The sequence below is a fragment of the Salinicola sp. DM10 genome (genome assembly GCF_017306975.2).
Classification (GTDB): domain Bacteria; phylum Pseudomonadota; class Gammaproteobacteria; order Pseudomonadales; family Halomonadaceae; genus Salinicola.
Genome location: NZ_JAFLEN020000003.1, coordinates 405,660 through 427,314, shown reverse-complemented (window position 1 = coordinate 427,314; position 21,655 = coordinate 405,660). Strand labels below are relative to the sequence as shown.

Genomic DNA, 21,655 nt, shown 5'->3' with positions numbered 1-21,655 from the left:
GGAGAATTCGATGTCCGCCGCCGACCCCACGCCACGCCCCCGCGGCCTGGCGCGAATCCCCGACTTCCTGCGCCTGACCCGGCTCGACAAGCCGATCGGCACCTGGCTGCTGATGTGGCCCACGCTATGGGCGCTGTGGCTCGCCGCCGACGGCCTGCCGGACCGCGCCAACCTGATCATCTTCGTGCTCGGCGTCTATCTGATGCGCGCCGCCGGCTGCGTGGTCAACGACTACGCCGACCGCAAGATCGACGGCCACGTCAAGCGCACCAAGGAGCGCCCGCTGGCCACCGGGCGTATCCGCGAGCGCGAGGCCAAGACCCTGTTCGCGGTGCTGGTCGCGGCGGCCTTCGTGCTGGTCTGCTTCACCAATCTGCCCACGGTGCTGCTCTCCTTCGTCGGCGTGGCGCTGGCCGCGCTCTATCCGTTCATGAAGCGCTACACCCACCTGCCCCAGGTAGTGCTGGGGCTGGCGTTCTCGTGGAGCATCCCGATGGCGTTCATGGCGGTGAGTCGCAGCGTGCCGCTGGAGGCTTGGCTGCTGCTGCTGGCCAACCTGGCCTGGACCGTGGCCTACGACACCCAGTACGCCATGGTCGATCGCGACGACGACATCAAGATCGGGGTCAAATCCACCGCGCGCCTGTTCGGCCGCGCCGACAAGCTGATCATCGGTCTGCTGCAGCTGGCCACGCTGGGCCTGCTGGCCGGGATCGGGGCACGCCTGGCGCTGGGCGGGTTCTTCTGGCTGGGGCTGGCGGCGATGGCGGCGACCTTCGTCTATCAGCAGTGGCTGATCCGTGGGCGCGAGCGCGGCCCCTGCTTCCAGGCCTTTCTCAACAACTTCTGGTCGGGGCTTTTACTGTTCGCCGGGGTGGTGCTGAGCCTGTGGCCGGTGATATGAGCCGCTGCCCTCATCGATCGCCTCTTCGCGCCCCCAGCGGTCGCCGCCAGGGTCGATGGTCTCGATGCGAGATGTGAGGGATGACATCGATGTCACGTATTTGTCATATTTTCACGCTGTAATCGTCACCGTTCTGTCACGGCCGGAAGGTTGTTCGCTGCACGCGCGCCTCCTCCGGCGGCTCACTCGAGGCCTGTCATGAGCTCCAAGACCGTACTCATCGTTGACGACGAGCCCTCCATCCGCGAAATGATCGCGGTGGCGCTGGAGATGGCCGACTACCGCGTGCTGGAGGCGGACAACGCCCAGAGCGCCCACGCCATGGCGCTGGACCACAAGCCGGACCTGATGCTGCTCGACTGGATGATGCCGGGCACCAGCGGGATCGAGCTGGCGCGCCGCCTCAAGCGCGAGGAGGCCACCGCCGAGATGCCGATCATCCTGCTCACCGCCAAGGGCGAGGAGGACAACAAGGTCCAGGGGCTCGAAGCAGGCGCCGACGACTACATCACCAAGCCGTTCTCGCCGCGCGAGCTGGTGGCCCGGCTCAAGGCCGTGCTGCGCCGGGCCACGCCACCGGGCATCGAGGAGGCGGTCGAGGTCGAGGGGCTCAAGCTCGACCCCGCCAGCCATCGCGTCACCTCCCACGGCAGCGCGCTGGAGATCGGCCCCACCGAGTACCGCCTGCTGCAGTTCTTCATGACCCATCAGGAGCGCGCCTACACGCGTAGCCAGTTGCTCGATCAGGTCTGGGGTGGCAACGTCTACGTCGAGGAACGCACCGTCGACGTGCATATCCGCCGGCTACGCAAGTCGCTGGGCGAGAAGCACCAGCATCTGATCCAGACGGTGCGCGGCACCGGTTACCGCTTTTCGATCAGGGAGTAAGTCGCAGCGTGCGCTACTGGATCAACGAACTGTGGCGCCTTGGCTACATGCTGTTCGGGCTCGGCGCGATGGGTACGCTGCTGGGCGAGCTGTTCGGCGCGCTGTTTGCCGGCCTCGGCTGGGGGCTGGCCGCGGGCCTCGGGCTCTATGTCTTCCTGCATCTACGCCATGTGCGCCTGCTCTATGTGTGGCTGCTGCGCCATCCGCGCGAGGCGCCGCCGCCCGGTACCGGCGTCTGGGGCGATCTGTTCGACCGCCTCTACACCTACCAGAAAGCGCAGAGCCAGATGCAGCAACGGCTGCGCGATATCCTGCGGCGCATCCAGGACTCCTGCGAGGCGATGCGCGACAGCGTGGTGATGCTCGATCCGCGCGGCGACCTGGAGTGGTGGAACAGCGCCGCCTCCGACATGCTCGGCCTGCAGCCCGACCACGACCGCGGCCAGCCGATCACCAACCTGCTGCGCGATCCGCGCTTCATCGACTACTTCGAGGCCCGCGACTACCGCGAGCCGCTACTGATACCCTCGCCGATCGACGCCGCGCACACCCTGCAGTTCCATATCACCCTGTTCGGCGACGACGAGCGCCTGCTGATGGTGCGCGACGTGACCCGGCTGCACCAGTTGGAGATGATGCGCCGCGACTTCGTCGCCAATGTCTCCCACGAGCTGCGCACCCCGCTGACCGTGCTGGCGGGCTATCTGGAGACCTACGCCGACCACGCCGATCAGCTGCCGACCCGCTGGCAGCGCGGTTTCTCGCAGATGCAGGCGCAGACCATGCGGATGCAGAACCTGGTCGAGGATCTGCTGCTGCTGTCACGCCTGGAGATCGACAGCCCCAATGACGACCGCGACGCCATCGATGTGCGCGCCCTGCTCGAGAGCATCGTCGACGACGCCCGCGGGCTGAGCGCGGGGCACCAGCAGATCGCGCTGCAGGTCGACGAGCCTCATCGCCTGCTCGGCAACACCAAGGAGATTCGCAGCGCGGTCTCCAACCTGGTCTTCAACGCCGTGCGCTACACCCCCGAAGGCAGCCGTATCACGCTGCGCTGGAAGCCCTGGCACGATGGCGCCGCGATCGAGGTGGAGGACGACGGCGAGGGCTTCGACCCTGTGCACATCCCGCGCCTGACCGAGCGCTTCTACCGCGTCGACAAGGGGCGCAGCGCCGCCACCGGCGGTACCGGCCTGGGGCTGGCCATCGTCAAGCACGTGCTGCTGCGCCACGATGCTCAGTTGGAGATCGTCAGCCGACCCGGCATGGGCGCCCGCTTCCGCTGTGTCTTCCCCGCCACGCGTCTGATCACAAACGACGAAGACGACACGCCGGCGATCTCGGCGCAGCCATGAACGCCGCGGGCGGCACCGCGCCGCCCGGCTCTTTCCGCCTTCTCACGCACGGCTGCCCTACGCTAGCTGTCCCCTGGCTCTCGCTGGCCTCTGGCTCTTACTCTCAGCATTCGATCCACTCTCCATCAGCCCACGATTGAGCGGCCCTTTTTCATCGACCCTTTTCCATCGCCCCTTTTTATCGCACCGGGTCCGTCGCGCACGCTTTCATGGCAACGGCGCGATGCGCAGCGGATTGTTATCTAAATCTTAAGTAGGTGCTGCCGATAAAGTGAGCGGACTAGTAATACATTCCTCTATATGAATCGGCAGATACCTCGGATAAGGACGGCTTTCGCGATGACGATGCGGCAAAAACTCTGGATCACGGTGGGATTGATGTGGTTCGGCATGCTGGTGCTGGTGGGCTGGATGGCCCTGGAAAAGCGCGACACCCTGATGGCCGAGCGGGTCCAGAGTCTCAAGAGCTTCGTCGCCAGCGCCCAGACGCTGGTACAGCGCTACGCCGATCGCGCCGCCCAGGGTGAGTTCAGCGTCGAAGCGGCGCAGGACTTCGCCCGGCGCAATCTGTCGGCGCTCGATCTCGACGGCAGCTATGTCTACGCCTTCAACGGCAAGATTCACCTCGTCTATCACCCCAAGCGGGCGATCGGCACCGACATGAGCAACTTCCGTGACGACAACGGCGTCTACTTCTATCGCGAGCTGAAAGCGCTGGCCGACTCGCCCGACGACGGCACCCTGGAATACACCTCGACCAACGCCGACGGCGAGGACGTCTCGCGCATCAACTACGTGCGCCATGTCCCCGCCTGGGACTGGTATCTCGCCGCCAACGTCTATGTCAGCGACATCCAGCACGCGTTCTGGATGGGGGTGCTCAAGATGAGCCTGATCGCCGGCACGATCGGTATCGCGATCACCCTGGTGATGGCGTGGATCATCCGCAGCGTGCTGGGTGATCTGGGCGGCGACCCACGTCACGCGCGTAACGCGGTGCAGGGCATCGCCGAGGGCGACCTGACCCGGGCGCTGACGCTCAAGCCCAATGACCGCCATAGCCTGCTGCACGCCATCGAGGGTATGCGCGTGCATCTGGCCGAGGCCCTGGGCGGCGTGCGTCAGGCCTCCACCACCATCACCGTGGGCGTGGGGCAGATTCACAGCGGCAACCAGGACCTGGCGGCACGTACCGATCAGCAGGCCGCCTCGATCGGCGAGACCGCCTCGAGCATGGAGCAGTTGACCCAGACCGTGCGTCAGAACGCCGAGAACGCGCGCCAGGCCAATGGCCTCGCCGGCCAGGCGCGCAGCACCGCCAGCGAAGGCGGGGCGATGATGGATCAGGTCGTCTCCACCATGCAGGGCATCACCGACAGCTCGCGCCAGGTGACCGACATCGTCGGCGTGATCGACTCGATCGCCTTCCAGACCAATATCCTCGCCCTCAACGCCTCGGTGGAAGCGGCCCGTGCCGGCGAGCAGGGGCGTGGCTTCGCCGTGGTCGCCAACGAGGTACGCACCCTGGCCAGCCGCAGCGCCGACGCCTCGCGTCAGATCCGCGAGCTGATCGATGCCTCCAATCGCAAGATCGAAGCGGGGTCGGGGATCGTCGCCGAGGCCGGCGAGACCATCGGCCGGGTGGTCGAGTCGGTCTCGCGCATGACCGATCTGATCGAGGAGATCTCGGTCGCCTCCGCCGAGCAGTCCAACGGCATCGACCAGGTCAACGAAGCCGTGGTGCAGATGGATCAGGTCACCCAGCAGAATGCCTCGCTGGTGCAGCAGGCGAGCAGCGCCGCGGCCAGTCTCAACGAACAGGTCCAGCGCCTGGAGCAGGCCCTGGCAGGCTTCCGCATCGCCGGGGCCGAGTCGCGCCCGATGGCGACGGCCACATCCGCGCCACAGGTATCGACGCCAGCGCCCCAGGTGGCAGCGCCCCAGGTGGTAGCGCCAGCCACCCGTCTGAGCGCGACCCGCCGGCCGGCCATGGCCACCACCGAGGACGACTGGGAGTCGTTCTGAGCCTGAGCGCCAAGCTCCTACCCCAGCGGGGCCGGCATGCCGGCCCCGCTCTCTCTGCCCCCTCCAGCCGACGCCATCACGACTCAAGCGCTAATTTCCTAACCCTGCGACAATGGGCGCCGGTGGCAGCGCACAGCGAGGGTTCTTTGCCAGGGATGGCAAAGGTAGCGCCCAGGGAGGGGTTTACAGCGCCCTCGCGACGCCCTGCCACCGGATAAGCCCACTTCGTTTACCGGCTATGACAGGCGTTCCAGGCCTGCAGCAACGACAGGTTAAGATGGGCGCCTTTCTCTCTGCCGGAGCGCCGTACCCATGCCGTCGATCACCCGCCTGCGATCTCGCCCCACTGGACGCCACCCGTATCGCGCTGCGAGCGCCCTGCTCCTGGCCGCGACGCTATGGCTGTGGGCCGCCGCTGGCGTGGCGGCACCGGTCGCGATCACTTTCCCCGCCAGCGTCGAACAGGGCTCGATGGTGATCGGGCGGGTGCCGCCGGGCAGCCAGGTACGGGTGGCGGGGCATACGCTGCGGGTCACCGGCTACGGCACGGTGGTATTCGGCGTCGGCCGCGACGCCCAGGGCGCGCAGTCGATCGAGATCGTCACCCCGGATGGCCGACAGCAGCAGGCGTCGGTGGCGATCACCCCGCGCGACTGGCCGATCGAACGTATCGATGGCGTGCCGCCGAAGACGGTCTCACCGCCGCCCAAGATCGCCGCCCGCATCGCCCGCGAACAGGCCGCGGTGAGCGCCCAGCGCCAGCGTGACGACGATCGGGTCGGCTTCGCCGAGGCCTTCATCTGGCCGGTGAAGGGGCGCATCAGCGGGCGCTTCGGCAATCAGCGGGTCTACAACGGCACCCCCGGCTCGGCCCACTCGGGCATGGATATCGCCGCCGCCACCGGCACCCCGGTAAAGGCGCCGGCCAGCGGAGTGATCACCTTCGCCGACGATCTCTATCTCACCGGCGGCACCGTGCTGCTCGACCACGGCTACGGCATCAGCTCCAACTTCCTGCACCTGTCGCGGATCGACGTCGCGGTGGGCCAGCACGTCGACCAGGGCGAGGTGATCGGCGCGGTGGGTGCCACCGGTCGGGCCACTGGGCCGCACCTGCATTGGGGCATGAACTGGTTCGATACGCGTATCGATCCGCTGCTGGTGCTCGAGCGCACGCGCTAGGCGTGGTGAGCCGACAGCCCACCGCTCAACCCGCCTCGCGCTTCCAATAACCCGTGACCAGATGCTGCCCCTTGGCCAGGGCGAACTCCTGCTTCAAGCGCTTGCGCAGGCGCTGGCTGACCTCGGCCTCGCCGGCGAACCATACGAAGCGGTCACTGTCCGCCGTCGGCAGCGCCGCGACCACCGCGCTGGCGAGCTGTTCGCTGGGGGCGTGGCCCTGGCAGCGATAACACCAGTGCAAATGCGCGCCGGGGTGAGTCGGCAGCGTGAGCCGATCCGCCGGCGACTCGACCTCCAGCCACGCCTCGATGCGCGCTTCGGCCGGCAGCGTCTCGAGCAGGCGTGAGATCGCCGGCAGCGCGGTTTCGTCCCCCGCCAGCAGATAGTGCGCAGCGCTGGCGACACCGCGCCCGTAGGGCCCGGCCATACCGCAGAGATCGCCGGGCCGGGCGCGGCGGGCGAAGTCACCGCCCGGCCCCGGCGCCGCATGCAGCAGGAAGTCGATCTCGACCTCGCCGCGCTCGCGATCCAGGCGCCGGATGGTGTAGTAGCGGATCGCCGCGCGCACCTCTTCCGGCGGCCACAGCGTGGCGCCCTCCGCCGTCGGTCGCGGCCACTGCGGCCGCGCCAGCCCCGGCGGCGGAAAGTGCAGGCGCACGTGCCACTCCTCGTCGTGGTCGAAGCGCGCCAGGTCCTCACCGGCCAGGGTCAGCCGGCGCATGCTCGGCGACAGCGCCTCGCTCTTGACCACGCGCATCTCGCGGAAGTTGGCGAAGGTCGGCGCGGCGACGACATCGCCATGCCAGTGCAATGGCACGGCGTTGTCGCCGGCGAACAGCGTCGCATAGTGCTCGATCACGCTGCGCAGCGTCTCCAGGCCGTCGCGGGTGGCGGCACACGCCGCCAGGCGTAGGCCGACCCGAATGGCGGTGAAGCTCGCCTCGCCGCCGGGCAGCTCGACCACGATGCTGGCACCTTCACTGCGATAGCCGACATCGTACTCATCCAGAAAGGCTCTCAGGCGCGATTGAAAATTATTTACATCAGTAAGCGTCAGTGTGGCATCGCAGCGAAGTGCAGTCATGATGTCGAACCGTCAGCGGGGGTGGCACGGAAAAACGCGAGGGGGCGTTACAAGGCGGGCCGGCGAGCGCCAGCATCGAGCGACAGACTAGCAGACATGGCGTTGGGATACAGGCCCCAAACGCAGCATGCCCCCGTCGAGACGGGGGCATGGCAGGGTCACGTAGCCCGGCTGCGTGCCGGGCGCGGTGAGCCGATCAGGCAGTCGCTTCGGCGTAGCGGCGGTTGACCTCATCCCAGTTGATGACGTCGAAGAAGGCCGCGATGTAGTCCGGGCGCTTGTTCTGATACTTCAGGTAGTAGGCGTGCTCCCACACATCCAGACCCAGGATCGGCGTCAGGCCGTCCATCAGCGGGCTGTCCTGGTTGAGGGTGTTGATGACCTTGAGCTTCTTCTCCGGGGTCACCACCAGCCATGCCCAGCCGCTACCGAAACGACCGGTGGCCGCCTTCTTGAACTCCTCCTGGAAGTTCGCGTAGCCGCCGAGCTCGCTGTCGATCGCCTCGGCGACCTTGCCGGTCGGTGCACCGCCGCCATCCTTGGACATGACGGTCCAGAACAGCGAGTGGTTGGCGTGGCCGCCACCGTTGTTGATGACCGCCTGGCGCTTGTCCTGCGGTACCTTGTCGATGTCGGCCATCAGTTTGTCGACCGGCACGTCTTCCAGCCCGGTGCCTTCCAGCGCGGCATTCAGGTTGTTGACGTAGGTCTGATGGTGACGGGAGTGGTGGATCTCCATCGTCATCGCATCGATCTTGGGTTCCAGCGCGTCGTAGGCGTACGGCAGTGACGGTAAGCTATGAGCCATGATCAAACTCCCTTTCTCAAGAGGCACGGGCGCCTCGCGGGTGAATAACAATAGTGAGCAGCGCGCGGCGGTGTCAAACCGATCGGCACCGTCTGGCGCCCTGCCTTTTTGACGCTAACCTGCTGATCTTCAGTGCCTTTTACAAAGCCGCCCGACGCGGAGCGACTTGGCAAAAATTTCGTCTTACACCACCTACATGGCGTGCCCCAGGGGCGCTTTCAACCCCGCGGGTGGGTTTTTTTCCGGGCCTGCGTGTCGGGCACGTGCACGACCGTCCCGCCGCGCTGCCAGACACCGCTCACAGCACCTGGGTGAACACGAACATCAGCATGAACCCCAGCAGCACGCCGGCGGTGGCGAAGCTCTCGTGGCCCTTGCGGTGCGACTCGGGAATCACCTCGTGGCTGATCACGAACAGCATGGCACCAGCAGCGAAGGCCAGCCCCACCGGTAGCAGCGCCGAGGCCAGATTGACCGCCAGAGCGCCGACGATACCGCCGACCGGCTCCACCAGACCGCTGATCAGTGCCGCCAGCAGCGCCATGCCGCGCGAATAGCCGATGGCGATCAGGCCCAGCGCCACGATCAGCCCCTCGGGCAGATTCTGGATGCCGATCCCCAGCGTCAGCGCCAGCCCGGCGGAGACGTCGCCGGTGCCGTAGCCCACACCCACCGCCACCCCCTCGGGGAAGTTGTGGATGGTGATGGCGAGCACGAACAGCCAGATACGCCGAATCTGCAGCGCATCGGCACCGCTCTGCTTGCCCAGGGCGAAGTGCTCATGGGGCAGCAGGCGCTCGATCGCCAGGATGGTGACCCCGCCCAGGGTCATGCCGGCGCAGACGATGGCCAGCGCCAGCCACTGGCTGCGGCTCAGCGTCAGCGCCTCCTCGAACCCCGGCAGCATCAGCGAGTAGGCGGTGGCCGCCAGCATCACGCCGGCGCCGAAGCCCATCAGCGAATCCTCCAGCCGCTGGCTGATGCGCCGCAGCAGCAGAATCGGCAGCGCCCCCACCGGGGTGAACAGCCCCGCGATCAGGCTCGCCAGAATCCCCGCCTGGACATTGCCCAGCGCGGCGAAGCTCTCGTGCAGGCCGGTGAGAGAGACCCCCGCCAGCAGGATGGCGGCCACCAGCAGCAGGGCCCCGAGGCCACGCTGCCAGCTCACGACATCACGTAGATCCGACATATCGACCTCAGCGCGCCGGCACGGGCAGGGAGCGGTAGTAGCGGTCCCACAGCATCACCCCGCCGGCGACGCCGCCCGGCAGCAGCACCAGGTTGAGCAGCGGCACCCAGGTCGCCAGCGACATGCAGCCGCCGTAGGTGAGGGTCGGCCACCAGCGCGCGCGCAGCCGTCGGCGCATGTCGGTGAAGGCGACCTGGTTGTTGTCCATGGGGTAGTCAAGATACTGGATCGCCATCATCCAGGCGGAGAACGCCGCCCACAGGAAGGGTGTGATCAGATTGAGGCCGGGCACGAAGCCGAGCAGGAACAGCAGCGCCATGCGCGGCAGCAGATAGCCCAGCTTGACCAGCTCGCGCCCCAGGGCGTCGACGCCGGTCTTGATCCAGCCGCGCTCGTCGCTGGGCGGACGCCCGGTGAGGCGAGTCTCCACCTTTTCGGCCAGAAAGCCGTAGAACGGTGCCGCAATGAGGTTGGAGACCAGGGTGAAGGTGAAGAACACCATCAGCACCAGCGCGACCACCAGCAGCGGCCAGATCAGCCACTCCAGCCAGTCGAGCCAGCTGGGCACCTGGCGCATGCCGTAGTCGAGCCAACCGCCGAAGTTGCCGATCAGATAGTAGATGGCGCCGCCGTAGAGCAGCAGGTTGACCACGATCGGGCCGATGACGAAGCGCCGCAGGCCCGGTTCGAGTACCAGCCGGGTCCCACGGACGATCGCTTGCAGGGAGTAGATCATTCGAATTCCGCCATCCGGACAGTGCGTTGCAAGATCGACAAGCTAACACAGTCCGCGCCCCCGGCAAGCTAGCCTGGCGTCACGGCGGGGGCAATCGCCCGACTCAGCCCTGGTCGGGCTTGTCGTCGCGCTTGATGCTGTGCTTTTCCGCCGGGCCGCTCTGGCCCAGCGAGGCGGCATCGAGCTTGTCGATCGAGGTGTGGCGGATATCGCGGCCCTTGACCAGGTAGACCACGTGCTCGGCCAGGTTGTCGGCATGGTCGCCGATCCGCTCGAGGGCGCGCAGCACCGTCATCACGTTGAGAATGCCGCTGATCGAGCGCGGGTCTTCCATCATGAAGGTGGAGAGCGAGCGCATGGCGGAGGTGTACTCGGTATCCACCGAGTCGTCTTCCTGCAGCACGCTCAGCGCCAGATCGGTATCGAAGCGGGCGAAGGAGGTCAGGGCGTCGCGCAGCATGCGGCGCACGTGCTCGCTGATGTGGCGGATCTCGACGCTACCCTGGGGGATGCGCCCGGCATCGATCAGATCGATGGCGTTGCGGGCGATCTTGTTGGCTTCGTCGCCCATGCGCTCGAGGTCGTTGGTGGCGCGGATCACCGCGATCACCAGGCGCAGATCGGAGGCCGCCGGCTGGCGCCGGGCCAGGATGCGCACGCACTCCTCGTCGATCTTGAGCTGCAGGTCGTTGACGCTGGTGTCGTTGTCGCGCACGCGGGTGGCCAGCGTACTGTCCCCTTCGAGCAGCGCCGAGATGGATTCCTGCAGCTGCTTTTCTACCAGGCCACCCATGGCCATCAGCTGGCTCTTGAGCGCTTCGAGATCCTGGTTGAACTGCTGCGAGATGTGCTGGCTGTGGGTATCGCTGGTGATATCCATCGAGGGCTCCGAAAGGACGAGACGTCAGGGCGATGGCCGTACGCGGACGGCGTGGGCGTATTACCACCTATCGCAGCATGGTGCCGCGATTTTATTGCAAGCATATGACACCGGCCCGGCGATCACAGCGCTCTGGTCATTACAGCGCTCTGGCGGTCACAGCGGCGTCAGCTTGGCAAAGCCCAGCACCAGCCACTTGTCGCCTTCGCCCTCGAAGCTGACATGGACCCGGGCGCGTGCGCCCTCGCCTTCGGCATCCAGGATCACCCCTTCGCCGAACAGCGGGTGGCTGACACGCTGGCCCAGGGCCAGCGAGGGCAGCTCGTCGCCACCCTCGACGCCCTGCTGGCGCGCCACGCCGACGCTCGGCCGCGAGGTCACCGGGCGCGACACCTGGCCGCGCAGACGGACCTCCTCGAGCAGCGCCTCGGGGATCTCGCGCAGAAAGCGCGACGGCCGCGCCATCGTCTCGCGGCCGTGGAGGCGGCGAATCTCGGCGTAGGTGAGATAGAGCTTGCGCATTGCCCGGGTCAGGCCGACATAGCAGAGCCGGCGCTCCTCCTCGAGACGCCCCGGCTCCTCCAGCGACATCTTGTGCGGGAACAACCCCTCCTCGATGCCGGCGACGAACACCACCGGGAACTCCAGCCCCTTGGCCGAGTGCAGCGTCATCATCTGCACGCAGTCCTCGAACTCGTCGGCCTCGTGGTCGCCGGCGTTGAGCGCCGCCTCGGCCAGGAACGGCTCCAGTGCCGCCGCGCCCTCGCCGGCCTCCTGCAGGTCGATCGGGTTGCCTTCACTCTGCTGGAAGGCGCGCGCGGCGTTGACCAGCTCCTCCAGGTTCTCGACCCGCGCCTGGCCCTTCTCGCCCTTCTCGTTGCGGTGATGCTCGACCAGCCCGGTGAGCGTGATCACGTGATCGATGATCTCGTGCAGCGCCATCCCCGCGGTGTCGTTGTCGAGCCGTTCGATCAGCTCGGCGAAGGCGTTGACCGCGTTGCCGGCGCGCCCCTTGAGGGTGGCATCGCCCAGGCTGTCGTGGAGCGCCTGCCACAGCGAGACGCCGGTATCGCGGGCGCGCATGCGCAGGATCTCGACCGTGCGCGTGCCGATGCCCCGCGCCGGCACGTTGATCACCCGCTCCAGCGAGGCGTCGTCCTCGCGGTTGAGCAGCAGGCGCAGATAGGCCAGGGCGTTCTTGATCTCGAGCCGCTCGTAGAAGCGCTGGCCGCCGTAGATGCGGTACGGCACGCCGCTGCGGATCAGCGCCTCCTCGATCACCCGCGACTGGGCGTTGGAGCGGTAGAGCACCGCCATCTCGCGCCGGGCGTGGCCGTTGCGGTGCTGCTCGTTGATGGTGTCGACGATGAAGCGCGCCTCGTCGAGATCGTTGAAACCGGCGTAGACCGAGATCTTGTCGCCGGCGTCGCCGTCGGTCCACAGCTCCTTGCCCATGCGCCCGGTGTTGTGGCTGATCAGGGCGTTGGCGGCATCCAGAATGGCACTGGTGGAGCGGTAGTTCTGCTCCAGGCGCACCGTGCGCGTGTCGCGGAACTCGCTCTCGAAGCGGCGGATGTTCTCGACCCGCGCGCCGCGCCAGCCGTAGATCGACTGGTCGTCGTCGCCGACCACCGTCATGCAGGCGCTCTCGCCGTCGCCTTCGGTGCCGGCGAGCAGCTTGAGCCAGGCGTACTGCAGGGTGTTGGTGTCCTGGAACTCATCGACCAGGATATGCCCGAAGCGCTCGCGGTAGTGCTTGAGCAGCGCCGCGTTGTCGCGCAGAAGCTCCAGGCTGCGCAGCAGCAGCTCGCCGAAATCGACCAGCCCGCCGCGCTCGCAGGTCAACTGATAGCGCTCGTAGAGATCGACCATCTGCGCCATGTAGGCGTCACCGTGGGTGGCGACCTGGGACGGGCGCAGGCCCTCTTCCTTGCAGCCACTGATGAAGTACTGCACCTGCTTGGGCGGGAAGCGTTCGTCGTCGACGCCGTGGTCGCGCAGCAGGCGCTTGACCAGCCGCAGCTGATCGTCGCTGTCGATGATCTGGAAGTGCTGCGGCAGGCGCGCATCGTGCCAGTGGGTGCGCAGCAGACGGTGAGCGATGGAGTGGAAGGTACCCACCCACAGGCTGCGCAGCGAGACGCCCTGCAGCGCCTCCAGACGGGTACGCATCTCGCGCGCCGCCTTGTTGGTGAAGGTCACCGCCAGGATGGCGTAGGGCGAGACACCCTCGGCCTGCAACAGCCAGGCGATGCGATGCACCAGCACCCGGGTCTTGCCCGACCCGGCGCCGGCCAGCACCAGCATGTTGCCGGGCGCGGCGGCCACGGCGTCGCGCTGGTTGGCATTGAGGGAGTCGATGAGTGCCGAGACGTCGTCCATGGAGAGCTGCGAGACCTGCGGTTGGAGAAGCGGCCGGCGCGGCCACACGCAGGCCGGCACGGCCCGAAGGCACGTGCCGGCCTGCTCATATGACGGCCGCGCAACGAACTACCAGTCTACCACAGCCGCCGTTTGCCCCGGCGCCCGCTGCGGGCGCCGGGCCACGCTCAGCGCTTGCTCGCGGCGTCCTCGGCGGCAGCGCGGATGGCGGCGTCCTGCGGGCGCTCGGTGGCCGAGGGCGTCGACGAGCCCGGAGCCTGCTGCTTGGCGTCCAGCGGCTTGCCATGGTCGTGGGTGGTGCCGGCGGGCCCGGCGCTGGCCTCGGCGGCGGCCTGGGTGGTCGGCGTGGCCGAGGCGCGGCGGGCGGCACCGGCGTCGCTCTCGCTATCGGAGGCCGCGCGCTGGCGGGTGATGGCTTCGGGCTTGGGCGGCGGCTCGATCACGGTTTCATGGTGCATATCGGCGAGTTTCTCGGCCCCCTTGGCCACGTGGTGGTACAGATCGCGGTAGTCCTCGACCATGCGCGTCATGGTGGCCGAGACCTGCTCGAAATGCTCACGCACCTCGTCCTTGTAGGCCTTCTGCTCACGATGCAGTTCGCGCATCGGCTCGGTGTTGTGCCCTCCGAGCTTGGCCCCCAGCCAGTAACCCACCAGCACGCCCACGGCGCCCACCGCCACGACGATCGCGATCCAGGGCCCTACGCCAATGCTCTCCATACTCCGCTGCCTCTCGGTTATCGATGAAATCGGGCGCTCGTGCCCCGGCCATAAGAGAAACGCTGAATAAATCGACGAGCGAGATGAAGCGAAAGGCGCATGGAACACAGAACACGAGACATAACAGGGGGTTAGGCGAGTGTTCGAGTACCACGCAACGCAGCGATTCGCTAGCGCAGGCATTTATGCAGCGTTCTCAAGAGACCGAAAGCGAGCACTTATGGTTCCTTACCTAAGCATAATTCAGCCACCGTCGGCCAGCCCGACAGGTCTCGCCGTGGGCTTCGGTTCAGTGGCATCGGCCCAATGACATCGATTCAGTGAAATCGACTCAATGAAAGTCGCGGCTGCGCGGGGCGAGGCCGTCGAGCAGCGCGCTGAGGTCGATCAGGCGCCGGGCGATGACATGGCGCACGCCCTGATGGCACTCGTGGCGCCCCACCACCCGCAGCAGGCGCGCCTCCAGCAGCACGCGGCGGTAGCGCCCGGCGAGCCGCTTCCACACCACCACGTTGACCAGCCCGAACTCGTCCTCGAGGGTGAGAAAAGTCACACCCTTGGCTGAGCCCGGGCGCTGGCGCCCGACCACCAACCCGGCCACGTTGACCCCGATATCGCCGGGCAGCGTGGCCAGACGGCGCGAGTCCACCACCCCGCCGAGGCCGCGGGCCTGGCGCAGCAGCGCCAGCGGGTGCGGACCCAGCGTCGTGCCGACGCTGGCGTAGTCGGCGCGCACCGCCTCGGCCACCGCCATGGGCGGCAGCGCGAGCGCCGCCTCCTCCCCCTCCAGCTCGCCGAACAGCGGCAGCGTGGTCTCGATACCCGCCACCGCCCAACGCGCCTGGTGGCGGTCACCGACGAGCGCCGCCAGGGCACCGGCATCGGCCAGCCGCGACATCACCGCCGGCTTGACCCCGGCACGGGCGGCCAGCAGCGCCACGCTATCGCAGCCGGGCGTGTCGCGCGCCGCCAGCAAGCGCTCGGCATCGGCCTCGGCGAGCCCATGGATCATGTGCAGACCGAGGCGGATCGCCAGCTCGCCGGTGTCCGCGCCGGCGTGTTCGTCCACCGGCTCCAGGGTGCTTTCCCACTGGCTCAGGCGAATATCGACCGGGCGCACCTCGACCCCGTGGCGGCGAGCGTCCTGCAGTACCTGATCGGGCGAGTAGAAGCCCATCGGCCAGCTGTTGATCAGCGCACAGGCGAAGATCGCCTGCTCATGGCACTTGAGCCAGCAGCTGGCGTAGGTGAGCAGGGCGAAGCTAGCGGCATGGGATTCGGGGAAGCCGTAGCTGCCGAAGCCCTTGATCTGCTCGAACAGACGCTCGGCGAACGCCTGCGTATAGCCCCGCGCCAGCATGCCCTCGACGATCCGCTGGCGGTGGTGTTCGAGCCCGCCGTGGCGCTTCCACGCCGCCATCGAGCGGCGCAGCTGGTCCGCCTCGCCGGGGGTGTAACCGGCCGCCGCCACCGCCAGTGCCATCACCTGCTCCTGGAACAGCGGCACGCCGAGGGTGCGCGCGAACACCGCCTCGACCTCCGCCGAGGGGTAGGTGATCGGCTCTTCGCCGCTGCGCCGCTTGAGATAGGGGTGCACCATGTCGCCCTGGATCGGCCCCGGGCGCACGATCGCCACCTCGATCACCAGATCGTAGAAGGTGGCCGGCTTCAGCCGCGGTAGCATCGCCATCTGCGCGCGGGACTCGATCTGGAACACGCCCAGGGTGTCGGCGCGCTGGATCATGGCGTAGGTCTCGGGGTCCTCCGCGGGCAGGTCCGCCAGGCCGTAGTCGAGGCCGCGGTGGCGGCGCAGCAGGTCGAAGCTGCGCCGCAGCACCGTGAGCATGCCCAGGGCGAGCACGTCGACCTTCATCAGCCCGACCAGATCGAGATCGTCCTTGTCCCACTGGATCACGGTACGCTCGGCCATGGCCGCGTTCTCCACCGGCACCAGGGTATCGAGCGGGGCGTCCGAGATGACGAAGCCGCCGGGGTGCTGGGACAGATGGCGCGGAAAACCGATCAGGCTCGCGGCCAGCACCAACAGCCGCCGCAGCGGCGGCTCTTCGGGGACGAAGCCGTACTCGCGCAGGCGCGCCGCATCGGGTATCTCATCGCTCCAGCGCCCGGCACAGCGCGCCAGTTGGTCGATACGCTCGGGGGCGAAGCCCAGCGCGCGGCCGATATCGCGGATCGCGCCGGCGGCATGATAGTGGCTGACCACCGCGGTCAACGCCGCACGCTGGCGGCCATAGCGGCGGAAGACGTACTGAATCACCTCCTCGCGGCGGGCGTGCTCGAAATCGACGTCGATGTCCGGCGGCTCGTTGCGCTCCGGCGAGATGAAGCGCTCGAACAGCAGCGCGCTATGAGCCGGGTCGATCGAAGTGATGCCGAGGGCGAAGCAGACCGCCGAGTTGGCCGCCGAGCCGCGCCCCTGGCACAGGATGCCCTCGCCGCGGGCAAAGGCGACGATGTCGTGCACGGTCAGGAAGTAGTGCTCGTAACCCAGCGCGGTGATTAGCGCGAGCTCGTGGTCGAGCTGGCGCTGCACCGTCTCCGGTACGCCATCGGGCCAGCGCCGCCGTGCGCCCTGGCGGGTCAGCTCGGCGAGCCACGCCGCCGGAGTCTGCCCCGCCGGCACCACTTCATGGGGATAGGTGTACTCGAGTTCGCCGAGATCGAAGTGGCAGCGTGCCGCCAGTGCCACGCTCTCCGCCAGCAGCTCGGCGGGATAGATCGCCGCCAGCGCGGCACGCGTACGCAGATGGCGTTCGCCGTTGGGGAACAGCGTATCGCCGGCCTCGAACACGCTCTGGTGTTGGCGGATCGCGGTCAGGCAGTCCTGCAGCGCGCGCCGCCCGCGGGCGTGCATGTGCACATCGCCCGCGGCCACCAGCGGTATCTTCAGCGTCGCCGCCAGGGCCTGCCAGCGGGCCAGCCGGGCAGCATCGTCGAGCCCCTGGGCGAAGCCGTAGTGCAGCTCTGCCGCCAGCCACAGCCGCCCGGGGAAGTAACCGGCCAGGCGCGCGCCTGCCGCAAGCGTGGCGCTGTCGCCCGGCAGCCACAGCGCGAACAGGCCGGCACCGCCGTCGAGCGCGGCCAGGTCGCTGTCGTAGAGCCGGTACTCACCCTTGGGCGCGCGGCCGCGAATCCGCGTCAGCAGCCCGCACAGCTGGGCATAGCCGTGACGGTTTTCCACCAGCAGCACCAGCTTGAGGCCGCTGTCGCTACGCAGTTCGGCACCCACGATCAGGCGCACCCCGTGGGCCCTGGCGGCCTGCCAGGCACGCACGATGCCGGCCAGGGTCGCCTCGTCGGTGATCGCCAGCGAGTGATAGCCGAGCCGCGCGGCGCGGGCGAGCAGTTCGTCCGCGGTGGAGGCACCGCGCTGGAAGCTGAAAGCCGAGAGACAGTGCAGCTCGGCGTAGGCGTTGGCCTCGTGGACTCGCTCTTTATGGGCGCCCGAAGCCGCGCCTGAAGGCGTTGCTCCGTCATGGGCGCCCGAAGCCGCGCCGGGGGCCGTTGTCTCGTCGCCGTGGGCGGCCGCGCCGGCATCGTTGGCGGCATCGTTGGCGGCATCGCCGGGCGACCAGGCAGGCGGGCGGCTCATCCGAACCACCCATGCAGATGAAAGCCCTCACCGCCGGGCTCGCGCCAGACCCAGGCGTGGCGGCCATCATGCCACTCGGCCAGATAGTAATCGCGACGCACGTCGTCACCATCCCACCAGCCGCTCTCGATCCGCTCGGGCCCGGCCAGCAGCCGGGCGATACCGGGCTCCGCCGGCGTCATCTCGGCGAGCAGCCAGCCGGGACGCAATCGGGCCTCGGGGGTGTCGGTGGCGCGCGGCCCGGCGGCGGCGAACACTGCGGCCTCGGGGCGGTGTTCGCGATGCTCGACCAGCGGCTTCAGCGCCGCCTCGCCCAGCCGCGCCACCAGCCGCTGATGCAGCGCCGCCCAGGCCTGGGCCTGGCGCGCGGGGCCGGCCAGCAGCTCGCGGCGCACCGGGGCATAGGGGGTGAACCGCGAGGCCGCCAGGGTCACGCTCAGCACCGGCCCTTCGAGACGCACCCGCTCGAGCTGCGCGCGGGTCAGTTCGAGCAGCGTCTCGGCGTCGCGCTGGGGGGCCAGCAGGCCGACCTCGAAGCGCTGCGCCGGGCCGCCCTCCAGCCCCAGCACCAGGCTGAAACGCTCGACCCCGGCATCCTGGCCGCGCAGGAAAGCGCTCAGCTCCTGCAACAGACGCTTGAGCGGAAAGGCCAGCCCGGCGATGGCGTGCACCGGGCGCTCGAACTCGAAGCTGCGCGAGAAGTGCGTCGCCGGGCGATAGACCGCCAGCGCCAGCGGCCACTCCCCGCGCAGCTCGCCGAGATGGCGCATCACGCCGCCGCCGAAGCGCCGCGCCAGTGCCGGGCGCGGCAGCGTGAACAGCTCGCCGAGCCGCCGGAAGCCGCTGCGGTTCAGGGTCTGTACGCTCTCCGCCGCCAGCCCGCTGCGCGCCAGCGGTAGCCTCGCCAGCGCCGCTTCCAGCCCGGCGTCGTCCACTGCCAGGCCGTCGTGGGCATTGACCAGTATCCGCGCCGCCGCTGGGTTGGGCGCCACCACCAGGCGGTGGGTAAACCCCAGGGCGGCGAGCTCGCCGCGTAGCCGCGCCTCGAATGCCGGCCAGGGGCCGAACAAAGCCAGACTGCTGGCGACCTCGAACACCAGCGCATGCGGATAGTCGAGACTCACCTGCCCACTGTAGGCATAGGCCCAGGCGGCCAGACGCTGGCGCCAGCGCTCCACCGCCGCGGCCTCCAGCGGGGCGCAGTCAAGCGCCGGGCAGAACGCCTCGGCCAGCCCGCGCGGCTGGCCGGGTTTGACCCCCTGGTCGCGTGCGGCTTGATTCGCGGCACGAATGCGCTGGCGCGGCGGCGCGCCCTCGAGCAGCGCGAAAGGCGCCGTGGGGTCGTCACGCCGGCGCAGCGCCCCCTCCAGCGCCAGCCGCGGAAACAGCAGACAGGCCCAGCGCACGGCGTCACGCCCCCGCTTCGAGGGCGATGTGCGTGGCACGCGGCCACCCGCCGCGGCACTTGAGCACTTCCAGCGCCGGCGTGCGCCCGGTGCCCGGCGGATGGAGGCGCAGCCGTAGCGCCGCCGGTGAGGCCTCGCTGGTGCGCGCCAGCGGCCGATGCACGAAGCCCAGGGTATCGCCACTCGCCGCGGCCACCTGCAGCCGACGCAGCGCGCGCGCATCGGCCTGCGGCAGCCACGCCAGCACCGCCGCACAGCAGCCGGCCCGCAGGCACTGCTCGGTGGCCCAGAGCGCTTCGCGCCCGCTCACGTCGAGCCAGTGGCAGTGGTCGAGTTCGACCCCGGCGCGCCGCCAGGCCGCCGGATAGGGCAGCGCCGGCGGCGCCACCAGCACCACCGGGCGCTGCTCGCGAGTCAGACGTGCCAGCAGCGGCCACAGCAGCGCGAGCTCCCCGCTGCCGGCACCGCTACAGAGCAGCTCACTGATCGCCCCGCGCGGCCAGCCGCCCGCCGGGAGTGCCGCATCCAGCGTCGGGTGGCCACTGGCGACCGCGCTGGCGGGAGACTCGGCGGCGCTCTCCTGAGCGCGCCAGACGACGCGGCTATCGAGCAGCCGATCGAGCGCACTCACCGCCCGCGGCTCCGGCAATGGCACTGGCACTGGCACTGGCACTGGCACTGGCAACGCCAGGTACACCGGACGCGGCAGATCGCGGCAACGTGGCGGCAAAGCTGACGATGACACTCAGACATGGGCGACATCCCCCTGGCCTTCGAAGGGGATAGTGTCGCTCACAAACCCAAATACTGTCTATATATACAGTATTTGTGACATGCCTTGGCCCGGCAGCGAAGGGCGCCGCGCCGGCAGAGCGCGTCTGAGCGAACGAGTCCCGAACGAACGCATGGACCGCACGGGCGCGGCCCGGCAAGCGCCGGGGAGCAGAGAAAAGGCGGAGAGAAGACAGAGAGAGCGGGATTCGAGAGCACGGCGTCCGAGAGCGCGGAACCGAGAAGGCGTGTGCGTCAGGCCGAAGACGAGGGGGTATTGGGCACCCGCAGCGTGCCCAGGCTGCGCTTGATCGCCTTGAGCTGGTCGCTGATCTGCGGGCCGCGATTCTTGGCCACGCCCACCGCCAGCACGTCGATGGTCAACAGATGCGCGATACGCGAGGTCATGGGGATATAGACCTCGGTGTCCTCCTGCACGTCCACCGGCAGCACCAGGCTCACCTCGTGGGCCAGCGGCGAGTCGCTGGGACACAGCCCGATCACCGTGGCGCCGGCCTTGACCGCGGTCTTGGCGCTGGCCAGCAGCGCCCGGGTGCGTCCGGTCTGGGAGATCGCCACCACCACATCGCCGACCTTCAGCGTCGCCGCCGACATCGCCTGCATGTGCGGATCGGCGTAGGCCGAGGTCTGGATCTGCAGGCGGAAGAACTTGTGCTGGGCGTCGGCGGCGACCACGCCGGAGGCGCCATAGCCGTAGAACTCGACCCGATTGGCCACCGCCAGCGCGGCGATCGCGCGGCCCAGCGCCTCGTTGTCGAGGCTGTCGCGTACCTGCTCGAGGGTCTCGATGGTGGTATCGAAGATACCGTGGGAGAACTCGGAGACGCTCTCGGCATCGGTCAGCGAGAACTGCGCGTACTGGCTGCCCTTGGCCATCATCTGGGCCAGCTTGAGCTTGAACTCCTGGAAGCCGGCCATGCCCATGGCGCGGCAGAAGCGCACCACCGTCGGCTCGCTCACCTGGGCTTCGCTGGCGAGATCGGTGATCCGCATCAGGATCACTTCTTCGGGGTGGCGCAGCACGAAACGGGCGACTTTCTGTTCGGAGCGCCGCAGGCGATCCATGTGCACACGCAGTTCGTCGAACAGCGAACGGCTCATGCCCGTCCCTCGTATCGCAGCATTATCGGTCTCGCTTTCGCGTGGGGTGGCTAGTATGCCCCACTCGCCGGGCGGGAGCACGCGCCCACCGGGCGCCGAAAAAGGGAAAAAAGTCGGACGTCATGATCTTGTAAAGTTGGGTATAGTATGCATGTCGGGCACCCAACCCGATGACCTGAGGATGCCAGGAGATTCGATCAATGAAGGACATTGAAAATCTTCACGCCTTGAAGAGCGAAATTTTCGACATTTTCATGCATCTCGAAGTCGACGAGCACGAGCAGCGCAAGCGTCGCGCCGCGGTACGCTACCTGAAGGCGCGTCGCGGTATCGAACAGCGCGCGGAGAGGCGCCGTCTACAGCAGCATATCGCCGAGCTGCCCGACTAGGGCGATCCATTCGGCACACCAGACGCCCCGCTGAGGGGGTGTCTGGCCCTCGGGGCAGCGCCACGCGGCCGCTGCCCTACCCCTTCTTTCGCGCCGATGCCGGCGCTAGGATTTGTACGAAAAGTCAGCGAGCGACGGCCAGACCGGGGCGCGTGGCTGAGACAAAAATCGGCGAAAACGACACCGGGGCCCGGGAGCA

Annotated in this window: 17 protein-coding genes; 6 read left to right on the top strand and 11 right to left on the bottom strand. The window is 68.2% G+C overall.

Features of this window, described 5'->3' with window-relative positions; translation table 11 throughout:
* Positions 1-10 precede the first annotated feature (10 nt).
* The 5 genes from ubiA (at position 11) to J0A90_RS13480 (ending at position 6,357) form a co-directional block, all read left to right on the top strand.
* Complete coding sequence (ubiA, locus tag J0A90_RS13500) at positions 11-904, top strand: 4-hydroxybenzoate octaprenyltransferase (RefSeq protein ID WP_207036695.1); 894 nt, start codon at positions 11-13, stop codon at positions 902-904.
* Between the two features lie 198 nt (positions 905-1,102).
* Positions 1,103-1,792 (top strand): phosphate regulon transcriptional regulator PhoB, encoded by a 690-nt coding sequence (gene phoB, locus J0A90_RS13495; RefSeq protein WP_035470561.1) that lies wholly within the window; start codon positions 1,103-1,105, stop codon positions 1,790-1,792.
* 8 nt (positions 1,793-1,800) lie between these two features.
* Positions 1,801-3,150, top strand: coding sequence for a phosphate regulon sensor histidine kinase PhoR (phoR, locus tag J0A90_RS13490; protein WP_207036694.1), 1,350 nt, complete (start codon positions 1,801-1,803; stop codon positions 3,148-3,150).
* A gap of 339 nt (positions 3,151-3,489) precedes the next feature.
* Positions 3,490-5,175 carry a methyl-accepting chemotaxis protein gene (locus J0A90_RS13485; protein WP_207036693.1) on the top strand — a complete coding sequence of 562 codons (1,686 nt, stop codon included), beginning with the start codon at positions 3,490-3,492 and terminating at the stop codon, positions 5,173-5,175.
* Positions 5,176-5,487: 312 nt separating this feature from the next.
* On the top strand, positions 5,488-6,357 hold the full coding sequence (locus tag J0A90_RS13480) for a M23 family metallopeptidase (RefSeq protein WP_207036692.1): 870 nt from the start codon (positions 5,488-5,490) through the stop codon (positions 6,355-6,357).
* Positions 6,358-6,382: 25 nt separating this feature from the next.
* Here J0A90_RS13480 and J0A90_RS13475 read toward each other — a convergent pair whose 3' ends face one another.
* From J0A90_RS13475 to hexR, 11 genes are all read right to left on the bottom strand, one after another.
* A complete protein-coding gene (locus J0A90_RS13475; RefSeq protein ID WP_207036691.1) occupies positions 6,383-7,441 on the bottom strand; it encodes a siderophore-interacting protein in 1,059 nt (352 codons plus the stop codon).
* Positions 7,442-7,637: 196 nt separating this feature from the next.
* On the bottom strand, positions 7,638-8,249 hold the full coding sequence (locus J0A90_RS13470; protein ID WP_035476106.1) for a superoxide dismutase: 612 nt from the start codon (positions 8,247-8,249) through the stop codon (positions 7,638-7,640).
* A 298-nt stretch (positions 8,250-8,547) separates the two neighbouring features.
* Complete coding sequence (locus tag J0A90_RS13465; RefSeq protein ID WP_207036690.1) at positions 8,548-9,438, bottom strand: ZIP family metal transporter; 891 nt, start codon at positions 9,436-9,438, stop codon at positions 8,548-8,550.
* A gap of 7 nt (positions 9,439-9,445) precedes the next feature.
* Positions 9,446-10,174 (bottom strand): sulfate transporter CysZ, encoded by a 729-nt coding sequence (gene cysZ, locus J0A90_RS13460; RefSeq protein ID WP_207036689.1) that lies wholly within the window; start codon positions 10,172-10,174, stop codon positions 9,446-9,448.
* Between the two features lie 103 nt (positions 10,175-10,277).
* Positions 10,278-11,054, bottom strand: a complete 777-nt coding sequence (gene phoU, locus J0A90_RS13455) for a phosphate signaling complex protein PhoU (protein ID WP_207036688.1) — start codon at positions 11,052-11,054, stop codon at positions 10,278-10,280.
* Positions 11,055-11,210: 156 nt separating this feature from the next.
* Positions 11,211-13,436, bottom strand: a complete 2,226-nt coding sequence (uvrD, locus tag J0A90_RS13450; RefSeq protein WP_207036687.1) for a DNA helicase II — start codon at positions 13,434-13,436, stop codon at positions 11,211-11,213.
* Positions 13,437-13,603: 167 nt separating this feature from the next.
* Entirely contained in the window at positions 13,604-14,155 is a 552-nt protein-coding gene (locus tag J0A90_RS13445; RefSeq protein WP_207036686.1) for a ZapG family protein, read from the bottom strand.
* A 331-nt stretch (positions 14,156-14,486) separates the two neighbouring features.
* Positions 14,487-17,768: an error-prone DNA polymerase gene (locus tag J0A90_RS13440; protein ID WP_207036685.1), complete on the bottom strand. Its 3,282-nt coding sequence runs from the start codon at positions 17,766-17,768 to the stop codon at positions 14,487-14,489.
* Complete coding sequence (locus J0A90_RS13435; RefSeq protein WP_207036684.1) at positions 17,765-19,213, bottom strand: DNA polymerase Y family protein; 1,449 nt, start codon at positions 19,211-19,213, stop codon at positions 17,765-17,767. The genes J0A90_RS13440 and J0A90_RS13435 overlap by 4 nt, the downstream gene beginning before the upstream one ends.
* A complete protein-coding gene (gene imuA / locus J0A90_RS13430; protein WP_207036683.1) occupies positions 19,179-19,805 on the bottom strand; it encodes a translesion DNA synthesis-associated protein ImuA in 627 nt (208 codons plus the stop codon). The genes J0A90_RS13435 and imuA overlap by 35 nt, the downstream gene beginning before the upstream one ends.
* Before the next feature lie 395 nt (positions 19,806-20,200).
* The gene (gene hexR / locus J0A90_RS13425; protein WP_035469657.1) at positions 20,201-21,067 is read right to left on the bottom strand and encodes a transcriptional regulator HexR; all 867 of its coding nucleotides are present in this window, start codon (positions 21,065-21,067) and stop codon (positions 20,201-20,203) included.
* Between the two features lie 200 nt (positions 21,068-21,267).
* Here hexR and J0A90_RS13420 point away from each other — a divergent pair, with 200 nt between their 5' ends.
* Positions 21,268-21,456, top strand: coding sequence for a PA3496 family putative envelope integrity protein (locus tag J0A90_RS13420; protein WP_035469655.1), 189 nt, complete (start codon positions 21,268-21,270; stop codon positions 21,454-21,456).
* The last annotated feature ends 199 nt before the right edge of the window (positions 21,457-21,655 follow it).